The organism is Rathayibacter sp. AY1D1, assembly GCF_002932635.1.
Lineage (GTDB): Bacteria > Actinomycetota > Actinomycetes > Actinomycetales > Microbacteriaceae > Rathayibacter.
Genome location: NZ_PSVY01000008.1, coordinates 1 through 22,770 on the forward strand (window position 1 = coordinate 1; position 22,770 = coordinate 22,770).

A 22,770-nucleotide genomic window follows, 5' to 3' on the forward strand; every position below is an offset into this window, starting at 1 on the left:
GCCTCGGGCTCGACCGCGGCGACGCCGTCCGCCCCGCCCGGTACGGCTCCGCAGTGCGCCTCGCCTCCTGCGCGCTGCTGGTGCTCGCCGGAGCGGCCGTGCTCACCGGCCGCCCGAGCGCGCTCAACGCGGTGCTCGCCGTGGGCGTGCTGCTGATCGCCGCCGGCGTGCTGGCCGCGCCCCGGGTGGTGACCCTCTGGTCCGAGCTGATGGGCGAGCGCGCCGCCCGCGTGCGCGAGGAGCAGCGGGCCGAGATCGCCGCGCACCTGCACGACTCCGTGCTGCAGACCCTCGCGCTCATCCAGAACCGCGCCGGAGCCTCGAGCGAGGTCGCCCGCATCGCCCGCGCCCAGGAGCGGGAGCTGCGCGACTGGCTGTTCGAGCGCGACGTCCCGGTCGCCAACGACCTGGCCGCCGAGGTCCGGGCGATCGCCGCCGCCGTCGAGCTCGACTACCCCGTGCACCTCGAGGTGGTGGCTGTCGGAGCGTCCGTCCCCGGCGCCGCCGCGCTCCTCGCCGCGACCCGCGAGGCCGTGCTGAACGCGGCCCGGCACGCGGGCGGCGACGTCTCGGTGTACCTCGAGTCCTCCGTGCAGGGCGTCGACGTGTTCGTGCGCGACCGCGGCCCCGGCGTCGTCCTCGACGAGGTGCCCGGCGACCGCCTCGGCATCCGCGAGTCGATCATCGGCCGGATGGCGCGCGCGGGCGGCAGCGCGACCGTGCGCCCCGGAGTCGGCGGCACCGGCACCGAGGTGCATCTTCGGCTCCCCGCGGAGGTCGAGCGGTGACCCGCGTGCTGCTGGTCGACGACCACTCCATCTTCCGCTCCGGCCTGCGGGCCGACCTCGCCCCCGAGCTCGAGGTCGTCGGGGAGGCGGCCGACGTCGACTCCGCCGTCGGCCTGGTCGCCTCGCTCGCGCCCGAGGTGGTGCTGCTCGACGTGCACCTGCCGGGCGGTGCGGGCGGAGGCGGGGCCGAGGTGCTGCGGCGCAGCGCCGGGTCGTCGTCGCGCTTCCTGGCGCTCAGCGTCTCGGACGCCGCGGAGGACGTGGTCGGCGTGATCCGCGCGGGCGCCCGCGGCTACATCACCAAGGCCAGCTCCGGAGCCGAGGTGAGCCGGGCCGTGCTCGCGGTGGCGGGCGGGGACGCCGTGTTCTCGCCGCGCCTGGCCGGCTTCGTGCTCGACGCCTTCGGGGCGCTGGCGGGCGAGCAGGCGGAGTCGGTGGACGAGCTCGACCGGCTCTCGGCCCGCGAGCGCGAGGTGATGCGCCTGATCGCCCGCGGCTACGCCTACAAGGAGGCGGCCGCCGAGCTCTTCATCTCGGTCAAGACGGTCGAGTCCCACGTCTCCGCCGTCCTCCGCAAGCTGCAGCTCTCCTCCCGCTACGAGCTCACCGCCTGGGCCTCCGCGCGCCGCCTGCTCTGAGGCGCGCGCGAGCAGTCAACCCCGTCCCTCCTCCCGCTCCTGCCGTCCGACACTGTCGGGACACGACAGGAAAGGACGACCCGATGGTGACCACCACCCCCGCTCTCCCGACCCTGGCCGAGCTCCTCCGCGACTCCCGGCCCGTGTCGCAGCTCTACGTCGACCTCGCGATCGACTCCGGCGATCCGCCGGACATCTCGCTCGAGCGCGCCACGTCCCTCGGAGACGAGCTCGCCCGCCAGGGTGCGCCGCAGGCCGACATCCGGGCCCTCACCGCTCTGCTCGAGGGGGCCGGGCGCCCCCAGGGCGGCTGCTGCCTCTTCGCGGTCGCCGTGGACGGGAGGGTCGTGCTGAACGAGGTGCTGCCGGGTCGGCCGGTCGCGCCCGAGGGCGTCTCCTACAGCCCGCTCCCCGACATCGTGCCGCTGCTGCAGCACCGGCCCGACCTGCGCGTCCTCGTCGTCGAGACCTCGCGGGACGGCGGCGAGATCCGCCTGCACCGCCTGGGCGCGCAGCGACCCGAGGCCGAGCAGGCCGTGCAGGGCCGCACCGACACCCTCCACAAGGCGCAGGCCGGCGGCTGGCGGCACGACCGGTTCCACCACCACGCGGAGGAGATCTGGCGGCGCACGCAGGCCGAGCTCGCCGCCGCGGTGGACGAGCTCGTGCGCGTGCACCGGCCGTGCCTGCTGGTCGTCGCGGGGGACATCCACGCCCGGCAGCTGCTCGCGCAGCAGCTCTCGCCGAGCAGCGCCGCGATCCTGGCCGTCGAGCCCGTGAACACGCGGGCCGCCGGCAGCGAGGAGGGGGCGCTGGAGCGGTTCGTCGACGAGCAGCTCGACCGCATCCTGCTGCGCGAGAAGGAGGACGTGCTCGACGCCCTGCGCACCGGGGAGCCGCGCCGCACCGTCGAGTACTCGCTCGGCGCGATCGTCACGGCGCTGGCCTCGGCACAGGTCGAGACGCTGGTGCTCGACCCCGGCCGGCTGCGCGAGCGCGCTCTGCTGGCGCTCGCCACGGAGCCGTGGGTCGCGTCGGCCCCGGAGGAGGCGCTGGGCGCCGAGGTGATCGACTCCGTCGACGCCGCCCTCGCGCTGGCCCGCGCCGCCGTGCTCACGGACGCGCGCGTGCTCGTCACCGACTCCCGCACCGCTCCGGAGGGGGTCGACGTGGTGACGCTGCCGCACGACGCCGACGCCGCGGCGATCCTCCGCTGGCGCACCGGCCCGCCGGTCCCGGGGGCCTGAGCGGCGGGTCCCCGAGCGCGACAGGGCCCGGGCCCCGATCCTGTGATCGGTCCCGGGCCCTGTCCGGCCTCACGCCTGCTGGTCGTCCTCGCCCTCGGCGGCCGCGCGGCGGCGCGCTCCGAGTCCGAGCGCGGTGGCGCCCGCGGCCAGGAGCGCGGTGGCGCCCGCGATCAGGCCGACGCTCTCGACTCCGGTCGAGGCCAGCCCGCCGCCCGAGCCGCCGACGGGCAGCGGGGTCGGCGTGCCGGTCGGCGCGGTCGTGGGCACCGGGGACGGAGCAACGGTGGGCGCCGCAGTCGGCCCGGCGGTCGGTGCCGTGGTGGGAGTCGCCGTGGGCGCGGTGGTCGGCGGGGTCGTCGGTGCCGTGGTCGGCCCGGCGGTCGGCGTCGGAGTCGGCGCCACGACCTGCGACGCCGGCAGGATCTGCACGATGGTCGGACGCGGTGCCGCCACCGCTCCCGCCGCCGTCGATCCGTAGTCCGGGAAGAACGAGGTCGGCGCCTCGAAGGTGCCCTCCTCGCCCGGGTGCTGCACCGCCACGAACACGTGCTGGTCGAGGTCGTGGACGATCGGTCCGCAGGTCTCGGCGTCGCGGGGCACCGAGAGGAACTGCTCCACCCTGCCGCGCGTCGCGCCCTCGAGCGCGACCTTGAAGAGCCCGTCGTTGTAGCCGATGCCGCTCGGGGCGCCGTCGGTCGAGATCCAGAGGTTCCCGACCGAGTCGAAGGCCAGGTTGTCCGGGCACGAGATCGGCGAGACCTGGTCCGCCGGGAAGCCGGAGAAGTAGACGACGTCGCCCTGCGCCTGGTCGCCGCAGAGCATCAGCAGGTTCCAGGTGAAGGTGCGGCCGGTCTGGTCGCCGCCGTCCTCGATGATCTCGACGATGTGGCCGTCGCGGTTCTCGGTGCGCGGGTTGACCTCGGTCGCGCCCTCCTTGGCGCCCTCGGTGCCGCGGGCGGAGTTGTTGGTACAGGCCACGTAGATCCGGCCGCTGACCAGGCTGGGCTGCACGTCCTCGCAGCGGTCCATCTTGGTCGCGCCCGCGGCGTCCGCCGCCTGGCGGGTGTGCACGAGCACCTCGGCGACGCTCATCCCGGCGATCGTCGAGGCGCCGTTCAGCACCAGGGGCAGCCACTCGCCGATGCCGTCGAAGCCGCCGTCCGAGGGGGCCGCCCCGGTGCCGGTGATCTCGGCCACGGGGGAGTCGCCGGTGAAGCGGGCGACGTAGAGGTCGCCCTCCTCCAGCAGGGTCTTGTTGTGGGCGCGGTCGCCCTCGATGTAGCGCTTCGTCGAGACGAACTTGTAGAGGTAGTCGAAGCGCTCGTCGTCCCCCTGGTACGCGACCACGCGGCCGTCCGGGGCGATGATGACGTTCGCGCCCTCGTGCTTGAGCCGGCCGAGCGCCGTGTGCTTCTTCGGCGTGGAGTCGGGGTCGAAGGGGTCGAACTCCACGATCCAGCCGAAGCGGTTCGGCTCGTTCTCGTAGCCCGGGGTGCGGGCGTCGAAGCGGGGGTCGTCGAGCTCCCAGAGGCGCGAGGTCTCGGAGTCGGCGAGGCCGTAGCGCTTCTCGGCGTCGCTCGTGCCGACGGCGCGGAAGTAGCCGTTGAAGTTCTCCTCGCCCGAGAGGATCGTGCCCCACGGCGTCGTGCCCCCGGAGCAGTTGCCGAGCGTGCCGAGCACGGTGCGGCCCTCGGGGTCGGCGACCGTCTTCAGCAGGTCGGTGCCGGCGGCGGCGCCGGTCACCTCGTAGGGGGTGTCGAGCAGGTAGCGGCGGTTGCGCTCGCCCCCGCGGACGTAGGCCCACGGGCGGTCGACCGCGGTGCGGACCAGCTCGACGACGCTGAGGCCGTGGGCGGCGCGGCCGACGGCGCGCACGCGCTCCGGCTCCGCCTCGAGCTGCGCGGCCGGGAACATGATGCTCTCGTTCGTGTACTCGTGGTTCACGACGAGCAGGGCGCGGAGGCGCTTCGAGCCCGGGATCTCGACGATGTCGGTGTAGTCGTTGTTGTAGCCGAACTGCGCGGCCTGGGCGGCCTCCGTCTGGTCGGCGATGTCGAAGGCGGGGCTGTCGGCGAAGAGCGGGTCGCCCCAGCGGATGATCGGCTGCCACGCGAAGCCCTCGGGGACGGTGAACCGGTCGACCGTGTACGGCACCGGAGCGATCGGAGTGAAGGCGAGCGGCGAGCCGTCGGCCGCGGTCGCCACGGCCGCCTCGGCGGTGGGCGCTCCTCCGGCGGAGGCGACGGCGACGGTGACCGCGCCGGCCAGGCCGAGGCCGAGGGCACTGCGGCGGGAGAGCTGCGACGAGACGATGTCGCGGAAGTAGCTGTTGTGCGACGTGTTGCAGGTCGCGGTGGAGCAGGCGTTGGCGCACTTCAGCGCGCAGGTGACGGGGCTGCGCTTGCCGCGCACGTGGCCGGCCATCGGGAGGAGGAGCGGGCGGCGGGCGGTGTCTGACATGGAGGTCCTTCGATCACGAGCAGGAGACGCGATCGAGGCAAGCAGGGGGAGGGGGCGCCGATGCCGCCGGGTGGAGGCTCCTCCCTGAACGGATTGTGAACGTTCTCACAAGAAGGTGAGGCTCACCTTCCCTCCCGGCGGCCCTCCGAGCGCGCCTCCAGGACCGCCCCGACGTTCCCCGCGATCCACTCGACGACCGGCAGCAGCCGATCCGCCAGCTCCGCTCCCAGCGGCGTCAGCCGGTACTCGACGTGCGGCGGGACGACCGGCCGCGCCTCGCGGTGCACGAAGCCGTCCTCTTCCAGGATCCGCAGCGTCTGGGCGAGCATCTTCTCGCTGATCCCGCCGATCCGGCGCCGCAGAGCGCCCCAGCGCAGCGTGCCCGGAGCGAGCGCCGCGAGCACCAGGACGCCCCACTTGCTGGTGACGTGGCCGAAGACCTCGCGGCTCGGGCAGTCGGCGGAGTAGACGTCCCCGGCGAGCAGGGGGGAGTCGGCGATCGTCATGGGTGCTCCTCGGGACAGGGGTGATGACAGTACTAACGAAATAGTGGGTACTGCATTCCGGGAAGCAGGAGGAGGATGCGCCGGTTGCACCCTCCTGGCGGCGGACCCCGCCCGCCCCACCCGTCAGGAAGGACCCCTCATGACCCTCGTCGTCACCGGAGCCACCGGCCACCTCGGCCGTCTCGCCGTCGAGCACCTGCTCGCCCGCGGCACCGCCGCCTCCGACATCGTCGCCACCGGCCGCGACGCCGCGAAGCTCGAGGCGCTCGCCGCCGACCTCGGCGTCCGCACCGCCGTCGCGGACTTCGACGACCCCGCCTCGCTCGACGCCGCCTTCTCCGGCGCCGAGGCCGTCCTCCTCGTCTCGGGCTCCGAGGTCGGCAGGCGCGTCGCGCAGCACACCGCCGCGATCGACGCCGCCGTCCGCGCCGGCGCGCGCCTGGTCTACACGAGCGCCCCGAAGGCGACCACGAGCGCGCTCATCCTCGCCCCCGAGCACAAGGCCACGGAGGAGGCGATCGCCGCCAGCGGCATCCCCGCCGTCGTCCTCCGCAACGGCTGGTACAACGAGAACTACGAGCAGACCGTCGCCGAGCTCGCCTCCACCGGCAGCACCCTCTCGAGCGCCGGCGAGGGCCGCGTCGCCAGCGCCGCGCGCACCGACTACGCCGAGGCCGCAGCGGTCGCCCTGACCGACCCGTCCCTGGTCGGCACCGTGCACGAGCTCTCCGGCGACATCGCCTGGAGCTTCGACGAGCTGGCCGCGATCGTCGCCGAGGTCGCCGGACGCGACGCCGCGATCAGCCACGTCTCCTCCGACGAGCACGCCCGCGTCCTCACCGGCGCCGGCGTCCCCGAGGGCGGAGTCGGCTTCGTCGTCGGCCTCGACGCGAACATCGCCGACGGCCTCCTCGGCGGGACCGACGGCTCGCTCGCCCGCCTGATCGGGCGGCCGACCACGCCGATCCGCGCGTACGTCGAGGAGCAGCTCGGGCGCTGACGCTCCGGCGTCCCCGTCGGCCACCGTCCGGCTCGCAGGAGCAGTCCGCCCCCGCGAGCCGGACGGTGGCGCGCCCGGCCCTCCCGCGGCTCCGCGCCCGCCCTCCGCGGCTCCGCGCTCGACCCGCCGCACCTCGCGCCACCGTGTCGGCGGCCCGACGTAGGCTGTCCGCCATGACCTCGACGACGCCTCGCTCCGGTATCGACCGCTCCGAACTCGACCCCGCGACGCGCCCGCAGGACGACCTCTACCGGCACGTCAACGGGCTCTGGATCGACCGCACCGAGATCCCCGCCGACAAGGCGCGCTACGGCTCCTTCCACGTCCTCCAGGAGGAGGCGGAGAAGGCCGTGCGCGACATCATCGTCGAGGCGCAGACCGCGCAGCACGGCACCGAGGAGCGCCTGTTCGGCGACCTCTACGCCTCCTTCATGGACGAGGAGCGGGCCGAGGAGCTCGGCGCCGCCCCGATCGCCGACGACCTCGCCGCCGTGCAGCGGGTCGACTCGATCCCCGGCCTGCTCCGCGCGGTCGGCGCCTTCGAGCGCACCGGCGTCCCCGGGCTCTTCGGCCTCTTCGTCGACAACGACCCGGGCAGCCCCGAGCGCTACCTCGTCTTCGTCAACCAGGGCGGCCTCGGCCTGCCGGACGAGAGCTACTACCGCGAGGAGGAGTTCGCCTCCGTCCGCGAGGCCTACACGCCGTTCGTCGCGCGGATGCTGGCGCTGGCCGGCATCGACGCCGCCGAGGCCCGCGCCGAGCGCATCGTCGCCCTCGAGACCGATCTGGCTGCCGCCCACTGGGACAAGGTCCGCAGCCGCGACAGCCAGGCGACCTACAACCTCCGCTCCTGGTCCGAGGTCGAGGAGCTCGCCGCGGGCGTCGACCTCGGCGTGTGGCTCACTGCGATGGGCGCTCCGGAGGGGGCGCTCGCCGAGGTGGTCGTCCGCCAGCCGAGCTTCCTCCAGGGCCTCGCGGGCCTGCTCATCGAGGACCGGCTCCCGGCCTGGCGCGACTGGCTGTCCTGGCAGGTGATCCGCGGAGCCGCGGCCTACCTGTCCAGCGGCTTCGTCGACGCCAACTTCGACTTCTACGGCCGCACCCTCACCGGCACCCCGCAGAAGCGGGAGCGCTGGAAGCGCGCCGTCTCGCTCGTCGAGGGGTCGCTCGGCGAGGCGGTCGGCCGCACCTACGTCGCCCGCCACTTCCCCGAGACGGCGAAGGCCGCGATGGACGTGCTGGTCGCGAACCTCATCGAGGCGTACCGCCGCTCCATCGTCGACCTGGAGTGGATGAGCCCCGCCACCCGCGAGCGCGCGCTCGAGAAGCTCGCGAAGTTCACGCCCAAGATCGGCTACCCGGTGCGCTGGCGCGACTACTCCGCCCTCTCGATCGACCCGGCCGACCTGCTCGGCAACGCCCGCCGCGTGGCCGAGTTCGAGTTCGCCCGCGAGCTCGGCAAGATCGGCCGCCCGCTCGACCGCGACGAGTGGTTCATGACCCCGCAGACGATCAACGCGTACTACAACCCGGGCTTCAACGAGATCGTCTTCCCGGCCGCGATCCTGCAGTTCCCCTTCTTCGACGAGGCCCGCGACCCCGCCGCGAACTACGGAGCGATCGGCGCCGTCATCGGTCACGAGATCGGCCACGGCTTCGACGACCAGGGCTCGCGCTTCGACGGCGACGGCCGCCTCACCGACTGGTGGACCGAGGAGGACCGGGCCGCGTTCGAGGAGCGGACGAAGGCGCTCATCGCGCAGTACGACGCGCTCGCTCCCGCGACCACGCCCGGGCACCACGTGAACGGCGCCCTGACCATCGGCGAGAACATCGGCGACCTCGGCGGTCTCGGCATCGCCTGGAAGGCGTACCTGCTCTCGCTGGACGGCGAGGAGCCGCCCGTCGTGGACGGCCTGACCGGCGCCGAGCGCTTCTTCCTCTCCTGGGCGCAGGCCTGGCAGCAGAAGTCCCGCGACGAGGAGACGATCCGCCTCCTCGCCATCGATCCGCACGCTCCGGCCGAGTTCCGCTGCAACCAGATCGTCCGGAACATCGACGAGTTCTACGCTACTTTTGACGTCTCCGAAGGCGACGCCCTCTGGCTCTCCCCGAGCGAGCGCGTCACCATCTGGTAGTCGCCGCCGACCACCTCCGCACCACGGACGAGGAGCCCCGGGCATCGAGAGCCGACCGATGCCGCGGGGTCGTCCGCCGATCGCGCGTCCTGCCGGCGCGTGAGGACCCAGGTCCCCCCTCCGCACGACCGCACTCCCGACCCGTAGAGGGACCGTACCCGTGGTGATCCCCACCAGCGAGACCCGCCGTGAGAGCCGACGCAACCGCCGGGGGCGCCACAAGGGCGGCGGCGACCGCGAGAACTTCCAGCGCGGCTTCGACGCCCTCGGCCGTCTCGCGATCGACGGGGTCGTCGTCTCGGCGCGCGCCGTCGACCTGGCGACCGGCCGCACCCTGTTCGCGGTCGACGACTCCGTCTCGATGCCCACCGCCTCCCTCGGCACCGTCGTGCTGCTGATCGAGGTCGCCGCCCGGCTGGCGAACGAGCCGCAGGAGAACCTGCGCCTGGTCGACCGGACCGCGGCGGACGCGGTCTCGGGCTCCGGGCTCTGGCAGCACCTCCAGGTGCCGTCGATGCCGATCGCCGACCTCGCCGCCCTCGTCGGGGCCTCCAGCGACAACCTCGCGACCAACGTCCTGCTGCGCCGCGTCGGTCTCGACGCCGTGCGCGAGCGGGCCGAGGCGCTCGGCCTCTCCCGCACCGCCCTGCTCGACGTCGTGCGCGACGAGCGCGGCCCGGACGACGCGCCGCAGCTCTCGATCGGCTCCGCCCGCGAGCTGACCTGGCTGCTCGCCACCCTCGCGAACGGCGAGATCGTGGACGCCGCCGTGAGCTCGCGGGTGATCGGCTGGCTCTCGCTCGGCACCGACCTCTCGATGGTCGCCGCCTCGTTCGGGCTCGACCCGCTCGCGCACCGCCACCCCGACCACGGGGTCCTGCTCGTCAACGCGACCGGCACCGACGTCGGCGTCCGCGCCGAGGCCGGCGTCCTCCGCGGCCCGCGCGCCGGAGTCGCCTACGCGGTCGCCACCCAGTTCGACGACACGACCCTGCACTACCGCCTCGCGGTGCTGGAGGGCATGCGCACCCTCGGAGCCGACCTGCTCGAGTACGTGCACTGACGGCTGCCGGGGCGGAGGCTCCTCCGGAGCAGGCCGACCCCGCGGGGCCCCTCGGGTGCCCCGTCAAGTCCGTGACCGCCTCCGGGGACGCGACCTAGGCTGCCCGCAGCGGCGCCGCCTCCCGGGCGCACCGCGGAGAGGGAACCATGAGCAGCTTCGGCTTCGACGCCCCCGAGGACGTCACCGACACCACCCGCCCCGACGGCGACTCCCTGCCGGTCCCGCCGGAGGACCCGGCCGAGATCGACGACCCCGAGTCGATCGACGAGGCGCTCGACCAGGGCGCCGACGCCCGCCTCGGCGACGACCAGGACCCGCCGGAGCACCCCTTCATCCCGTCGCCCAGCTGATCGGCCGGCCGGGCGCCCCAGCGGCGCCCGGCCTCCTCCGACCTGGCTGCTCCTCAGAGCCGACTACTCCTTCGACCCCGGCTTCAGGCGGTGCGCGAGGCGCTTGATCGGGTGGGCGGGCTCGCGCTCCGCCGGATCCTCGACCTCGAGGCCGTAGAACGTGCCGATGTCGCCGACGAACGCCTTGCGGCGGGCCTTGTCGTAGGCGCGGATCTCGCGGCGGAAGGCGATCACCGTCGCGACGCACATCAGGATCATCACGACGCTGAACGGCAGGGCCGAGAGGATCGCCGCGGTCTGCAGGGCGTCGAGGCCGCCGGCGACCAGGAGCGACAGGGCGAGCAGCGCGGTCGCGACGGCGAAGAACACGCGGATGCGGTTGCGCGGCTCCGGCTCGCCGCCGGTCGCGATCATCGACATCACGAGCGCTCCGGAGTCGGCGGAGGTCACGAAGAAGACGCCGATCAGGAGGATCGCGCCGATCGTCAGCACCGAGCCCGCGGGCAGTCCCTGCAGCATCGAGAAGAGCGCCAGGTTGGTGTCGACCGAGCCGTCGGCGCCGACGAGGCCGCCGTCGCCGTAGAGCTCGCGGTAGATGGCGGTGCCGCCGAGGACGCTGAACCAGAGGAAGGTCATGATCGTCGGCACGAGCAGCACGCCGCCGACGAACTCGCGGACCGTCCGGCCCTTGGAGACGCGGGCGATGAAGATGCCGACGAACGGCGCCCACGACATCCACCAGCCCCAGTAGAACGTGGTCCACGAGGCCTGCCACTGCTCGCCCTCGCGCCCGGCGTAGGCGCTGACCGTGAAGGTCAGGCCGATGAAGTTCTGCAGGTAGTTGCCGAGCGACTGCACGAACTCGCGGAGGAGGAACTGGGTCGGGCCGGCGACGAGCACGAAGACGAGGAGCGCGGCGGCGAGCAGCAGGTTGCCGGTCGAGAGCCACTTCATGCCCTTGCCCACGCCCGAGATCAGCGAGAAGACGGTCAGGCCCGTGACCACGGCGATGACCACGATCTGCACGGTGAGCGACGACTCCACGATGCCGCTCGCCTCCAGGCCCGCCGAGATCTGGGTGACGCCCAGGCCGAGCGAGGTCGCGACTCCGAACATGGTGCCGACCAGGGCGACCACGTCGATCGCGTTGCCCCAGCCGCCGCGGACCCGGCGGCCCAGCAGCGGCTCCAGCGCCCAGCGGATCGACACCGGCCGCTTGCGGCGGTGGATCGCGTAGGCGAGGGCGAGGCCGACCACCACGTAGATGGACCAGGCGTGGACGCCCCAGTGCAGGTAGGTCTGCGAGATCGCGCTCTGCGCGAGCTGCGTCTCGGTGCCGGTGACGCCCGGGCGCGGAGTGGCGAAGTGGGTGAGCGGCTCTGCGACGCCGTAGAAGACGAGGCCGATGCCCATGCCGGCGGCGAAGAGGAGCGAGATCCAGGCGAGCATCGAGAACTCGGGCTCGTCGTCGTCGGCGCCGAGCTTGATGTCGCCGAAGCGGCTGACGCCCATCCAGATCGCGAAGGCCACGAAGACCGCGGCGATCAGCACGTAGTACCAGCTGAACGTGTTGACGACCGTGGTCTGCAGTGTCGAGAACACGGAGGTCGCGGCGTCGGGCGCGAGGATCGCGAAGGCCGCGATCGACAGCGTCAGGACGGCGGCGGGCCAGAAGACCCACCGCGCGAGGCGGTGCGGAGGGGCGGTCGTGCCCGCGGTGGCGGGGGCGGTGTCCGGGGAGGACGGGTGCTCGGACATGGGGTCCTCTCGTCGGCGGCAACCGTCCACGGTACACGGGGGCCCGTCGGCGGCCCCGGCCGGGGGAGCCGGGCTGGCATGATCCGGCCCCGGTGCGGGAGGCTGGACCCGTGCAGTTCAGAGTGTTCACCGAACCCCAGCAGGGCGCGAGCTACGAGGACCTCCTCGCCGTCGCGCAGGCCGCCGAGAGCCTCGGCTACGACGGCTTCTTCCGCTCCGACCACTACCTCCGGATGGGGGACGGCGACCCCGGCGTAGGCCCGTCCGACGCGTGGACGACGCTCGCCGGCCTCGCCCGCGAGACCGAGCGGATCGCGCTCGGCACGCTCGTCTCCTCCGTCACCTACCGGCCGCCGGGGATCCTCGCGATCCAGGTCGCCCAGGTCGACGCGATGTCCGGGGGCCGTGCCGAGCTCGGCCTCGGCACCGGCTGGTTCGAGGAGGAGCACGCCGCGTACGGCATCCCCTTCCCTCCGCGCCGCTTCGACCTCCTCGAGGAGCAGCTCGAGATCGTGACCGGCCTGTGGTCGACGCCGGTCGGCGAGCGCTACTCCTTCGCCGGCGAGCACTACACGCTGACCGACTCCCCGGCCCTGCCCAAGCCCGCCCGCCTGCCGCTGCCGGTGATCGTCGGTGGCGGCGGCCCCAAGCGGACCCCGGCGCTCGCGGCGCGGTTCGCGAGCGAGTTCAACCTGCCCTTCCCCGATTTCGACGCGATCCCGGGGGCCTTCGAGCGCGTCGACGAGGCGTGCCGGGCGATCGGGCGCGAGCCCTCGTCGCTCGTGCACTCGGTCGCGCTGATCGCGGTCGGCGGAGGCGACGAGGCGGAGTTCACGCGCCGTGCCGCGGCGATCGGCCGCGAGCCCGCCGAGCTGCGCGAGCACGGAGTGGCCGGCGGCGTCGACGAGGCGGTCGACCGCCTCGAGTCCCTCCGCGAGGCCGGCTGCGAGCGCGTCTACCTGCAGTTCATGGACCTGCAGGACCTCGACCACCTCGACTTCTTCGCCCGGGAGGTCCTGCCGCGCCTGTCGGCGTAGGGCGGGCGCCGCTGCTGACTCTGCTCCGACCGTCCAGGAGTCGTCGCACTCGCGCTCGACTGCGACGACTCCTGGCTTCTCGCGGTCTCGTCCTCGCGGCTCCGCGCCGAGTGCGACGACTCCTGGGCGCTCGCGGGCTGCGGGCAGCACGCTCCGGCCTGCGCGCCCGGGCGTCCGTCCGCGCCGCGGCCTACGCTGGAGGGATGGCGGACACGATCGAGCGCGCGGACGAGCGCCTGGCGACCCGCTCGGCGGCCGAGGTCCCGTGGATCGTGCTTGTCTGGGACGATCCGGTCAACCTGATGTCGTACGTCTCGTACGTCTTCCGCAGCTACTTCGGCTTCGGCCGGGCCGAGGCGGAGCGGCTGATGCTGCAGGTGCACACCGAGGGGCGCGCGGTCGTCGCGACCGGCAACCGCGAGGAGATGGAGCGGCACGTGGAGGCGATGCACGGCTACGGCCTGTGGGCGACGCTGCAGAAGGCCGACGCGTGAGCGCCCCGCTGCGCCCCGCGGCCGCGGAGACCGGAGAGCACCCCGCTCGCGGCATCCGAGGACTCGGCTGATGCGCGCGTTCCGCCGCGACTCCTCCGGAGCGGCCGTCGCCCGTTTCGACCGCGAGGAGGCCGGGATCCTCCGCCATCTGGCCGGCGAGATGCTCGAGCTGCTCGATCGCGGGGCGTCCTCGGAGGAGGCCCGCTCCGATCCGGCGCTCGCCCGCCTCCTGCCCGACGCCTACCGCGACGACGCCGAGGCGGCCGACGAGTTCCGCCGCTTCACCGCTCCGGACCTCGCCGCCCGCAAGATGGACGACGCCCGCGCCGTCACGGCGGCCCTCGACGCCGGCGACGGCACGAGTCACGGCCGGATCTTCGAGGGGCTGGGCGAGGTCGCGGTCCGTCTCGAGGAGCCGCAGGCGATCGCCTGGCTCCGCGCACTGACCGACATGCGGCTCGCTCTGGCCGTGCGGCTGGGGATCGACGACACCGACGACGTCGTCCCGGAGGAGGGGAGTGCGGCCGCGATCCGCAGCGTCTACGACTGGCTGGGCGGCGTGCAGGACGGGCTCGTCCGCGCCGTCGACGTGTGATCCGCTCGTCCCTCCAGCGATTCCACAGCTGTGGACAACCCTGTGGAAAGGTGTGGAGAACCGGCTCCGGGAGCAGCTCCGAACGGCGGAGCGCCGGGCGCGGGGGTGTGGAAACGCGTAGCGTCCACCCTGTGAACACTCCGAGCACCGCCGACGCCCAGCGCACCGCCGACGACATCCAGGACTCGCGGGCGGTGCGGACCCTCGCCCGCGGCGGCTTCGCGGCGAACGGCCTCGTCCACCTCCTGATCGGAGTGATCGCGCTCGGCGTGGCCCGCGGCGGCGGAGGCGAGGCCGACCAGAGCGGTGCTCTCGGCGCCCTCGCGGCGCAGCCCGGCGGTCTGGTGATCCTCTGGATCTGCACGGTCGGCCTCTTCGGCCTGGCGCTCTGGGGGCTGCTCGAGGCGTTCCTCGTCCGCCCGCGCGAGAGCGCCCTGAAGACCTGGGGCAGCCGGCTGAAGGAGGCGGGCAAGGCCGTCGTCTACGGCGCCCTCGGCGTGACGGCGCTGAAGTTCGCGACGGGCGGCGGGTCGAGCTCGTCCGAGTCGTCCGAGAGCGCGAGCGCGCAGGTGCTCTCGGCGCCGGGCGGAGTCGTGCTGCTCGTGATCGCGGGACTGGCCGTCCTCGCGGTCGGCGGCGTCTTCGTGTACCGCGGAGCGAGCAGGAAGTTCCTCGAGAACGTCGCGGAGCCGGGCGGTACGGCGGGCACCGTCGTCACCGTGCTCGGCGTCGCCGGCTACGTCGCCAAGGGCGTGGTCCTCGGCGCTCTCGGCGTGCTGCTGATCGTCGCCGCCGTCACCCATGATCCGGAGCAGGCGGGCGGGCTCGACGAGGCGCTGAAGTCGCTCGTGGAGCTGCCGGCAGGTGTGCTCCTCCTCGGCTTCGTCGCCGTCGGGCTCATCGCCTACGGGCTCTTCTGCTTCGCCCGCGCGCGCTGGCCGCGCCTCTGATGTCGGATAGCGGATCCGCTCCATACATGTCACCCCCCTTCCGCGCAACTGGTCCCGCCGTCCCGGAGTCGGTGACACGCTGAGGCCTGTGAGTGCTGGAGGCGAGGACGCGACCGGAGGACGGGTGCGTCCGCCGCTGACGCAGGACGCCGCCCGTCTGCTGGCCCGCTCCGCCACGGGGGACGCCTCCGCTCTGGGAGAGCTCGTCGACCGCTTCGGCGGCCTCGTCTCGGCGTGCGTCGGCACGGTCCAGGCCGACCCGGCCGGCCGCGACCGGCTCTGCACCGACGTCTTCACCGCCGTCTGGCGCCGCTCCCGCGAGGGCGCCCGCTCGCCGGAGCCCGTGCTGTGGGTGCTCGAGGTCCTCTGCGAGACCCTCGGCACCGCGCACGAGCTCGCCCGGCGTCCGCTCGGCAGCGGCCTGCTCGCCCTCGACTGCCCGGACCGCGAGCTCCTGCTGCTGGCTGCGGCCGGCGGCTTCTCGCAGGCCGAGATCTCGGCGCTGACCGGGATCGACGAGTTCCGGCTGCGCTCGATCCTCCGGAACGCGCTCGAGACGCTCCAGGGCCGCGACAGCGATCTTCTGACGGCCTGACCGCCGGAGCCGTCGCGGGAGTAAAGTTGAGTCCGTCGAACTCAACTTTCGAGCCACGGAGGAGACCACCATCATGCAGGCCGGTCGGATGCCCCAGCAGGACGAGAAGTCCGCACTCGAGCAGTACGGCGTCAACCTGACCGCCATCGCGGCGAGCGGCAAGCTCGACCCGGTGATCGGGAGGGACGCCGAGATCCGGCGCGTCAGCCAGGTGCTCACGCGCCGCACCAAGAACAACCCCGTCCTCATCGGCGAGCCCGGCGTCGGCAAGACCGCCGTCGTCGAGGGGCTCGCCCAGCGGATCGTCGCGGGCGACGTCGCCGAGAGCCTCAAGGGCAAGCAGCTCGTCAGCCTCGACCTCTCGGCCCTGATCGCCGGAGCGAAGTACCGCGGCGAGTTCGAGGAGCGGCTGAAGGCCGTGCTCCAGGAGATCGAGGAGTCCGACGGCCGGATCATCACCTTCATCGACGAGCTGCACACGCTGATGGGCGCGGGCGGCGGCGAGGGGTCGGTGGCGGCCGCGAACATGCTCAAGCCCATGCTGGCGCGCGGCGAGCTGCGGATGATCGGCGCGACGACGCTCGACGAGTACCGCCAGTACATCGAGAAGGACGCCGCTCTCGAGCGCCGCTTCCAGCAGGTCTTCGTCGGCGAGCCGACCGTCGAGGATACCGTGGCGATCCTCCGCGGGCTGAAGGAGCGCTACGAGGCGCACCACAAGGTGGCGATCGCCGATTCCGCCCTGGTCGCCGCCGCGTCGCTCTCGAACCGCTACATCACCTCCCGCCAGCTGCCGGACAAGGCGATCGACCTGATCGACGAGGCCGCGTCGCGGCTGCGCATGGAGATCGACTCCGCTCCCGTCGAGATCGACGAGCTGCGCCGCTCCGTCGACCGGCTGAGGCTCGAGGAGCTGGCGCTGAAGAAGGAGAAGGACGAGGCCTCGAAGGCGCGGCTGGAGAAGCTGCGCGAGGACCTGGCCCGCCGCGGCGCCCAGCTCGAGGAGCTGCAGGAGCGCTGGGAGCGCGAGCGCGCCTCCCTCAACCGCGTCGGCGAGCTCAAGAACCGGCTCGACGCCCTGCGGATCGCCGCCGAGCGGGCGCAGCGCGAGGGCAAGCTCGAGCGCGCGTCGAAGCTGCTCTACGGCGACATCCCGGTGATCGAGCGCGAGCTCGCGGCCGCCGAGGCGGAGGAGGAGCCGGCCGAGGGCCGCATGGTCAACGAGCAGGTGACGGCCGACGACATCGCCGCGGTGATCGCCGCCTGGACGGGCATCCCCGTCGGGCGCCTCCTGCAGGGCGAGACCGAGAAGCTGCTGCACCTCGAGACCGAGCTGCACCGCCGACTGATCGGCCAGGACGAGGCGGTGTCGGCCGTCGCGGACGCGGTGCGCCGCACCCGCGCGGGCATCTCCGACCCCGACCGGCCGACCGGCTCCTTCCTCTTCCTCGGGCCGACCGGCGTCGGCAAGACCGAGCTGGCGAAGGCGCTCGCCGACCACCTCTTCGACGACGAGAAGGCGATGGTCCGCATCGACATGTCGGAGTACGGCGAGAAGTTCGCCGTCTCGCGGCTGGTCGGCGCCCCTCCCGGCTACATCGGCTACGAGCAGGGCGGCCAGCTCACGGAGGCGGTCCGCCGCCGCCCGTACTCGGTGGTGCTCCTCGACGAGATCGAGAAGGCGCACCCCGAGGTGTTCGACGTCCTGCTGCAGGTGCTCGACGACGGCCGGCTCACCGACGGCCAGGGGCGGACGGTCGACTTCCGCAACACGATCCTCATCCTCACCTCCAACCTGGGGTCGCAGTTCCTCGTGGACCCGGCGCTGTCGCGGCCGCAGAAGGAGGAGGCGGTCCAGCAGATGGTGCGCCAGGCCTTCAAGCCCGAGTTCGTGAACCGGCTCGACGACATCGTGATCTTCGACGCGCTCGACCGCACGGAGCTCGGCGAGATCGTGTCGCTGTACGTCGACCGGTTGTCGAGGAGGCTCTCGGAGCGACGGCTCGACCTGGCGGTGACGCCCGCGGCCCGCGGGTGGCTGGCCGAGCGCGGCTACGACCCGCAGTACGGCGCGCGGCCGCTGCGCCGGCTGATGCAGCGGGCGATCGACGACCAGCTGGCGACGGCGCTGCTCGGCGGCACGGTGCGCGACGGGGACGTGGTGCTGGTGGACGTGGCGCCGGACGGCGAGAGCCTGTCGGTGACGGCCGGGATGCCCGCGTCGGACTGACCGGGGTGCTCGACCCCTGTCGCGAGTCCGCAGACGTCGCGGTGGTCGCGGTCGAGTACCGCTACTCCTGCGTTCCCGCAGGGGGAGGAGCGCGGGGGGCGGCGACGGGATGTCCCTCCACAGGGCGCGCGAGGGCGGGAGTCGTCCACAGTCGCGGGATCCGCGGCGCGCCCGTCCGGCGGGCTCCGTAGCGTCGGCGGCATGTCCTTCGAAACGCCCGGCCCCCGGATGGCCGACCTCCCTCCCGAGGAGAGGCCGAGGGAGCGCCTCCGCGCCTACGGACCGGAGGCGCTCACCGACGCCGAGACCCTCGCCGTGCTCATCGGGGCCGGCGTCCGCGGCGCCAACGCGACCGTCGTCGCGCAGCGCCTCCTCGCGCGCTTCGGCGGCATCGACGCCGTCGCCCGGGCCGGGGTGGCCGATCTGATGCGGCACCGCGGAGTCGGTGAGGTCGCCGCCTGCCGCCTGGTCGCCTCCTTCGAGCTGCGGCGGAGGATGAACCGCGCCTCGCGCGCCGCCCGCGTCTCAGACGCCGCCGGCCTGGCCGGGCTCGTCGCTCCGCTGCTGGCCGCCCGGCCGGTCGAGACCGTGCTGGCGGTGGCGCTCGCCGAATCCGGAGCCGTCCGCGACGTCCTGACGCTGGCCGACGGAGCCCCGGCGCACGCCGAGATCCCCGTCGCCGCCGTGCTCGCCGAGGTGCTGGCGCGCGGCGCGGCGGGCATCGGCCTGGCGCACAGCCACGCGGGCGAGGCCGTGGTGCTCCCCTCCGACCGTGCGGCGACGCGGGCGATCGCCGACGGGGCAGAGGCGTGCGGCCTGCGGTTCCTCGCGCACGTCGTGATCGGGCGCGACGGCTGGGCGGAGGCGCAGCCGTGACGCGGCGCAGGGCTGCTGCGGGGCCCCTCCGTTCCGGCAGGACGCCTCCCGCCCGGCGCCGGACCGCCCCCGGCCGCGCCTCGGCTCTCCACCTGGGCCGCGTCGGCGCGCGTTCGTGCAAGCCCCCGCCTCTCCGGCGCCCGCGGCCGGTCGCGGGCGTACCGTGGACGCCGACCCCATCCCCCTCCCGACCAGGAGCACCCATGCGAGCAACACTCATCCACGGCGAGCGCGACATCCGACTCGAGGAGGTCCCCGACCCGCAGCTCTCGACGGGGCGCGACGCGATCGTCCGCGTCACCGCGGCCTGCGTCTGCGGCTCGGACCTGTGGCCCTACCGCGGCGTCACGCCCACCAAGGAGGCGCACCGCATCGGCCACGAGTTCGTCGGCGTCGTCGAGGAGATCGGCGACGACGTGCACGACGTCGCGGTCGGCGACTTCGTGATCGCCCCGTTCTACGTCTGCGACGGCACCTGCGCGAACTGCGCCAACGGCGTCTCCACCTCGTGCCTCACCGGCGGCTGGTGGGGCGCTGAGGTCCGCGAGGAGGGCTTCGCGGACGGCGCCCAGGGCGAGAAGGTGCGCGTGCCCCTCGCCGACGGCACGCTCTTCCGCGTGGGCATCGATCCGGACCCGGCGCTCATCCCGAGCCTGCTCACCCTCGCCGACGTGATGGGGACCGGCCACCACGCCGCGGTCTCGGCCGGCGTCACCGCGGGCTCGACCGTCGCGGTCGTCGGCGACGGCGCGGTCGGCCTCTGCGCCGTCCTGGCGGCCAAGCGCCTCGGCGCGACCACGATCATCGCGATGTCGCGGCACGAGTCGCGGCAGAACCTCGCCCGCCGCTTCGGGGCGACCCACATCGTCGAGACCCGCGGCGACGAGGGCGTCGCGCGCGTCCGCGAGCTGACCGGCGGGATCGGCGCCGACTGCGTGCTCGAGTGCGTCGGCACCAAGGAGTCGATGCAGCAGGCCCTCGACTCCGCCCGCCCCGGCGGCATGGTCGGCTACGTCGGCGTCCCCAACGGAGGCCCCGAGCTGCCCGTCCGCCAGATGTTCGGCTCGAACGTGGGCGTCAACGGCGGAGTCGCGCCGGTCCGCGGCTACATGGCCGAGCTGCTGCCCGACGTGCTCAGCGGCGCGATCGAGCCCGGTCTGGTCTTCGACCTCGAGCTGCCCCTCGAGGAGATCGCCGAGGCGTACGCCGCCATGGACGAGCGCCGCGCGATCAAGACCCTCGTGCGTCCGTAGTCCCGCCGAGGGGCGCCGGCACGGTCGCGAGGAGTAGCCTCCCGCGCATGACCGCGTCAGCCCGCACCGCCGCGACGGCGCCCCTCTTCCACCCCGACCTCGCGCTCGGCCGCTTCCTCCCGCCGATCGTCCTCGGCCCGCGACTGCTGCGCCTCGCCACGCGACGCGCCGCCGAGGGAGGCGAGGCTCCGCCCGACATCGTGGTCGACGATGTCGAGATCCCCGTCGCCGGAGCCGCTCCCGTCCGGGCCCGCAGCTATCGGCCGCGCATCCTCCGCGGTACCGCTCCCGCGCTCCTCTGGGTGCACGGCGGCGGCATGGTGCTCGGCAGCCACCTCCAGGACGAGGCGTCCTGCATCGACTTCGCCCGCACCCTGGGCATCACGGTCGTCTCCGTCGACTACCGCCTCGCGCCCGCGCATCCGGCCCCGGCTGCCGTCGAGGACGTGCTGGCCGCGTTCGACCGGCTCGTCGAGCACGCGCAGGAGCGCGGCGTCGACCCGGCGCGCATCGCCGTCGGAGGCGCGAGCGCGGGCGGCGGCATCGCCGCGGGTGCGACCCTCCTCGCCCACGACCGCGGAGGAGCGCAGCCCGCGTTCCAGCTGCTCGTCTACCCGATGCTCGACGACCGCACCGTCACCCGGCCCGGTCCTCCTCCGCGCGGAGTCCGCGTCTGGACCCCGGGCAGCAACCGCTTCGGCTGGACCGCCTACCTCGCCGGCGAGCCCGGCGGCCCCGGCGTCACGGCCTACGCCGCCCCCGCCCGCCGCGACGACCTCACGGGCCTGCCGCCGGCCTGGATCGGCGTCGGCGGCCTCGACCTCTTCCACGACGAGGACGTCCGCTACGCCGAGCGCCTGCGCGCGGCCGGAGTGCCGTGCGGGCTCGAGATCGTGGAGGGCGCCTTCCACGGCTTCGACGCCCTGTTCCGCCGGACCGGCGTGGCGAAGCGCTTCTGGGCGGCGCAGGCCGCGGCGCTCGGCGAGGCCCTCCTCGCCTGACCTCCGCGTCGACGCGCCGGGCCGATTCCGTCTCCGGCGCTCGGCACTGCGAGGCTGAGGGGGGCGGCCGCCGCCGCCCGCGCGACATTTGTGCCGTGCCTGCCGCGCATCCCTCTCCGCCCGCCGCCCAGCCCCGCCCCGTCTCCCGGAGGACCCATGGACATCGACCGCCTCGCCACCCGCTACGAGATCGCCCTGCCCGCCTGGATCGGTGACGCCCTCCGCGACGTCCCCGAGGTCCTCCCGAGCCTCGAGGACCGGATGGCCCTCGTGCACGCGCTCGCCGACCGCAACTTCCGCGAGGGGAACGGCGGCCCGTTCGCGGCGATCGTCGTCGAGCGCGACTCCGGTCGTCTCGTCTCGGTCGGAGTGAACGTCGTCCTCGGCAGCGGGGTCTCGTCCGGCCACGCCGAGGTGACGGCGCTCGGTCTCGCGCAGACCGCGCTCGGCACCTGGGACCTCGGCGGCGAGGGCCTCCCCGCGCACGACCTGGTCGTCAACTGGCGCCCGTGCGTGCAGTGCTACGGAGCGACGATGTGGTCGGGGGTGCGCCGCCTGGTCGTCGCGGGCTCCGGCCCCGAGCTCGAGGAGATCAGCACCTTCGACGAGGGGCCGATGCGCGAGGACTGGGCCGCGCAGTTCGAGGCCCGCGGGATCGAGGTCGTCGACGGCGTGCTCCGCGACGAGGCCCTCGACGTGTTCCGCGCCTACCGCGCCTCCGTCGACTCCGGCGAGGTGCTCGTCTACAACGCCCGCGCCGACTCCTGATACCGCGGCAGGTCCGGACTGCGCGCCGGTTCCGCGCCGGACGCACGGGAGCCCCGCCTCAGCGGGGCCCCGTGCGGTCCTGAGCTGCCGGCCGCTGGCAGCGGTCAGCGGCGGCTCAGCGCCACCAGTCGTCGAACATCGACAGCGGCACCTGGCGCTTGTGCTCGGTCGCGGCGTACCGCGCCTCGATGGCCTCGGCGACGGCTTGGTCGACCTCGCCGCCCTCGAGGTACGTGTCGAGGTCGGCGTAGGTGAGCCCGAGGTTCGTCTCGTCGGTCTGGCCGGGGTTGTCGTCGAGCAGGTCCGCCGTCGGCGCCTTCTCGTAGAGCCGGGCCGGTGCGTCCAGGTGCTCGAGGAGCGAGCGCCCCTGCCGCTTGGTGAGGCCGGTGAGCGGGAGGACGTCGGCGCCGCCGTCGCCGTACTTCGTGAAGAAGCCGGTGACCGCCTCGGCCGCGTGGTCGGTCCCGACGACGAGCATCCCGGCCTGGCCGGCGATCGCGTACTGCGCGATCATCCGCATCCGCGCCTTCACGTTGCCCTTCACGAAGTCGCTGATCGGCTCGTCGACCGCATCGCCGAATGCTGCGGCCACGCCGTCGACGCCCTGGTGGATGTCGAAGACGACCTGGCGGTCCGGGCGGATGAACGTGAGGGCGAGCTGGGCGTCCTCCTCGTCGGCCTGCACCTTGTACGGCAGGCGGACCGCGATGAAGGAGGCGTCGCCGCCGCTCGCGCGGACCTGCTCGACCGCGAGCTGGCAGAGGCGCCCGGCGAGGCTCGAGTCCTGGCCGCCGCTGATGCCGAGGACGAGGCCCTTCGCGCCGGTGCTGCGGAGGTAGTCGGCGAGGAATCCGCTGCGCCGTTCGACCTCGACGGCCGGATCGACGGCGGGGGAGACGTGGAGCTCGGAGATGATCTGCTGTTGGACGTCGCGCACGGCTTCACGCTACTCCGGATGCTCCCCGGCGGCCCCTCCTCGCCGCGGACGCGCAGGCTCCCGACGCCTCCCCGAAACAGGGTCCG

Annotated in this window: 21 protein-coding genes; 17 read left to right on the forward strand and 4 right to left on the reverse strand. The window is 73.8% G+C overall.

Annotated elements, in window-relative coordinates; translation table 11 throughout:
* The 3 genes from C5C56_RS17790 to C5C56_RS07660 all read left to right on the forward strand — a co-directional run.
* On the forward strand, nt 1–788 hold a 788-nt coding region (locus C5C56_RS17790), incomplete at its 5' end, for a sensor histidine kinase (protein ID WP_374954272.1).
* Nucleotides 785–1,426, forward strand: a complete 642-nt coding sequence (locus C5C56_RS07655; protein WP_104225749.1) for a response regulator transcription factor — start codon at nt 785–787, stop codon at nt 1,424–1,426. The genes C5C56_RS17790 and C5C56_RS07655, both read left to right, overlap by 4 nt.
* An 83-nt stretch (nt 1,427–1,509) precedes the next feature.
* Nucleotides 1,510–2,673, forward strand: a complete 1,164-nt coding sequence (locus tag C5C56_RS07660) for a Vms1/Ankzf1 family peptidyl-tRNA hydrolase (RefSeq protein ID WP_104319339.1) — start codon at nt 1,510–1,512, stop codon at nt 2,671–2,673.
* A 69-nt stretch (nt 2,674–2,742) separates the two neighbouring features.
* Here the strand turns inward: C5C56_RS07660 and C5C56_RS07665 are convergent, their stop codons facing one another.
* Complete coding sequence (locus C5C56_RS07665) at nt 2,743–5,133, reverse strand: PhoX family phosphatase (protein ID WP_104319340.1); 2,391 nt, start codon at nt 5,131–5,133, stop codon at nt 2,743–2,745.
* Between the two features lie 122 nt (nt 5,134–5,255).
* Nucleotides 5,256–5,639: a helix-turn-helix domain-containing protein gene (locus C5C56_RS07670; RefSeq protein ID WP_160033071.1), complete on the reverse strand. Its 384-nt coding sequence runs from the start codon at nt 5,637–5,639 to the stop codon at nt 5,256–5,258.
* Nucleotides 5,640–5,778: 139 nt separating this feature from the next.
* Between C5C56_RS07670 and C5C56_RS07675 the strand changes: the two genes are divergently transcribed.
* From C5C56_RS07675 to C5C56_RS07690, 4 genes are all read left to right on the forward strand, one after another.
* Nucleotides 5,779–6,639, forward strand: coding sequence for an NmrA family NAD(P)-binding protein (locus tag C5C56_RS07675; protein ID WP_104319341.1), 861 nt, complete (start codon nt 5,779–5,781; stop codon nt 6,637–6,639).
* Nucleotides 6,640–6,812: 173 nt separating this feature from the next.
* Nucleotides 6,813–8,777 carry a M13 family metallopeptidase gene (locus C5C56_RS07680; RefSeq protein WP_104319342.1) on the forward strand — a complete coding sequence of 655 codons (1,965 nt, stop codon included), beginning with the start codon at nt 6,813–6,815 and terminating at the stop codon, nt 8,775–8,777.
* Nucleotides 8,778–8,937: 160 nt separating this feature from the next.
* Nucleotides 8,938–9,840 carry a serine hydrolase gene (locus C5C56_RS07685; protein WP_104222833.1) on the forward strand — a complete coding sequence of 301 codons (903 nt, stop codon included), beginning with the start codon at nt 8,938–8,940 and terminating at the stop codon, nt 9,838–9,840.
* 146 nt (nt 9,841–9,986) lie between these two features.
* Nucleotides 9,987–10,190, forward strand: coding sequence for a hypothetical protein (locus C5C56_RS07690; RefSeq protein WP_104222832.1), 204 nt, complete (start codon nt 9,987–9,989; stop codon nt 10,188–10,190).
* Between the two features lie 63 nt (nt 10,191–10,253).
* On the opposite strand, the gene C5C56_RS07695 is transcribed toward C5C56_RS07690, so the two are convergent.
* On the reverse strand, nt 10,254–11,948 hold the full coding sequence (locus tag C5C56_RS07695) for a BCCT family transporter (protein WP_104239473.1): 1,695 nt from the start codon (nt 11,946–11,948) through the stop codon (nt 10,254–10,256).
* Nucleotides 11,949–12,058: 110 nt separating this feature from the next.
* Here C5C56_RS07695 and C5C56_RS07700 point away from each other — a divergent pair, with 110 nt between their 5' ends.
* The 10 genes from C5C56_RS07700 to C5C56_RS07745 all read left to right on the forward strand — a co-directional run bounded on the left by C5C56_RS07700 (nt 12,059) and on the right by C5C56_RS07745 (nt 21,747).
* Complete coding sequence (locus C5C56_RS07700) at nt 12,059–12,985, forward strand: LLM class F420-dependent oxidoreductase (protein WP_104225743.1); 927 nt, start codon at nt 12,059–12,061, stop codon at nt 12,983–12,985.
* Nucleotides 12,986–13,188: 203 nt separating this feature from the next.
* Nucleotides 13,189–13,479 (forward strand): ATP-dependent Clp protease adapter ClpS, encoded by a 291-nt coding sequence (gene clpS, locus C5C56_RS07705; protein ID WP_104222829.1) that lies wholly within the window; start codon nt 13,189–13,191, stop codon nt 13,477–13,479.
* 70 nt (nt 13,480–13,549) lie between these two features.
* The gene (locus C5C56_RS07710; protein ID WP_104225742.1) at nt 13,550–14,074 is read left to right on the forward strand and encodes a DUF2017 domain-containing protein; all 525 of its coding nucleotides are present in this window, start codon (nt 13,550–13,552) and stop codon (nt 14,072–14,074) included.
* 131 nt (nt 14,075–14,205) lie between these two features.
* Nucleotides 14,206–15,024, forward strand: coding sequence for a DUF1206 domain-containing protein (locus tag C5C56_RS07715; protein WP_104225741.1), 819 nt, complete (start codon nt 14,206–14,208; stop codon nt 15,022–15,024).
* Between the two features lie 88 nt (nt 15,025–15,112).
* Nucleotides 15,113–15,619, forward strand: a complete 507-nt coding sequence (locus C5C56_RS07720; protein WP_146079687.1) for an RNA polymerase sigma factor — start codon at nt 15,113–15,115, stop codon at nt 15,617–15,619.
* A gap of 88 nt (nt 15,620–15,707) precedes the next feature.
* Nucleotides 15,708–17,849, forward strand: coding sequence for an ATP-dependent Clp protease ATP-binding subunit (locus C5C56_RS07725; protein ID WP_374952925.1), 2,142 nt, complete (start codon nt 15,708–15,710; stop codon nt 17,847–17,849).
* 201 nt (nt 17,850–18,050) lie between these two features.
* Nucleotides 18,051–18,725 (forward strand): RadC family protein, encoded by a 675-nt coding sequence (locus C5C56_RS07730; protein WP_146085515.1) that lies wholly within the window; start codon nt 18,051–18,053, stop codon nt 18,723–18,725.
* A gap of 203 nt (nt 18,726–18,928) precedes the next feature.
* Nucleotides 18,929–19,978 carry a zinc-dependent alcohol dehydrogenase family protein gene (locus C5C56_RS07735; protein WP_104222823.1) on the forward strand — a complete coding sequence of 350 codons (1,050 nt, stop codon included), beginning with the start codon at nt 18,929–18,931 and terminating at the stop codon, nt 19,976–19,978.
* A gap of 47 nt (nt 19,979–20,025) precedes the next feature.
* Nucleotides 20,026–20,979, forward strand: a complete 954-nt coding sequence (locus C5C56_RS07740) for an alpha/beta hydrolase fold domain-containing protein (RefSeq protein ID WP_104319343.1) — start codon at nt 20,026–20,028, stop codon at nt 20,977–20,979.
* 156 nt (nt 20,980–21,135) lie between these two features.
* Nucleotides 21,136–21,747 carry a nucleoside deaminase gene (locus C5C56_RS07745; protein WP_181027247.1) on the forward strand — a complete coding sequence of 204 codons (612 nt, stop codon included), beginning with the start codon at nt 21,136–21,138 and terminating at the stop codon, nt 21,745–21,747.
* Between the two features lie 115 nt (nt 21,748–21,862).
* On the opposite strand, the gene nadE is transcribed toward C5C56_RS07745, so the two are convergent.
* The gene (nadE, locus tag C5C56_RS07750; RefSeq protein WP_104225736.1) at nt 21,863–22,684 is read right to left on the reverse strand and encodes an ammonia-dependent NAD(+) synthetase; all 822 of its coding nucleotides are present in this window, start codon (nt 22,682–22,684) and stop codon (nt 21,863–21,865) included.
* Nucleotides 22,685–22,770: the final 86 nt, after the last annotated feature.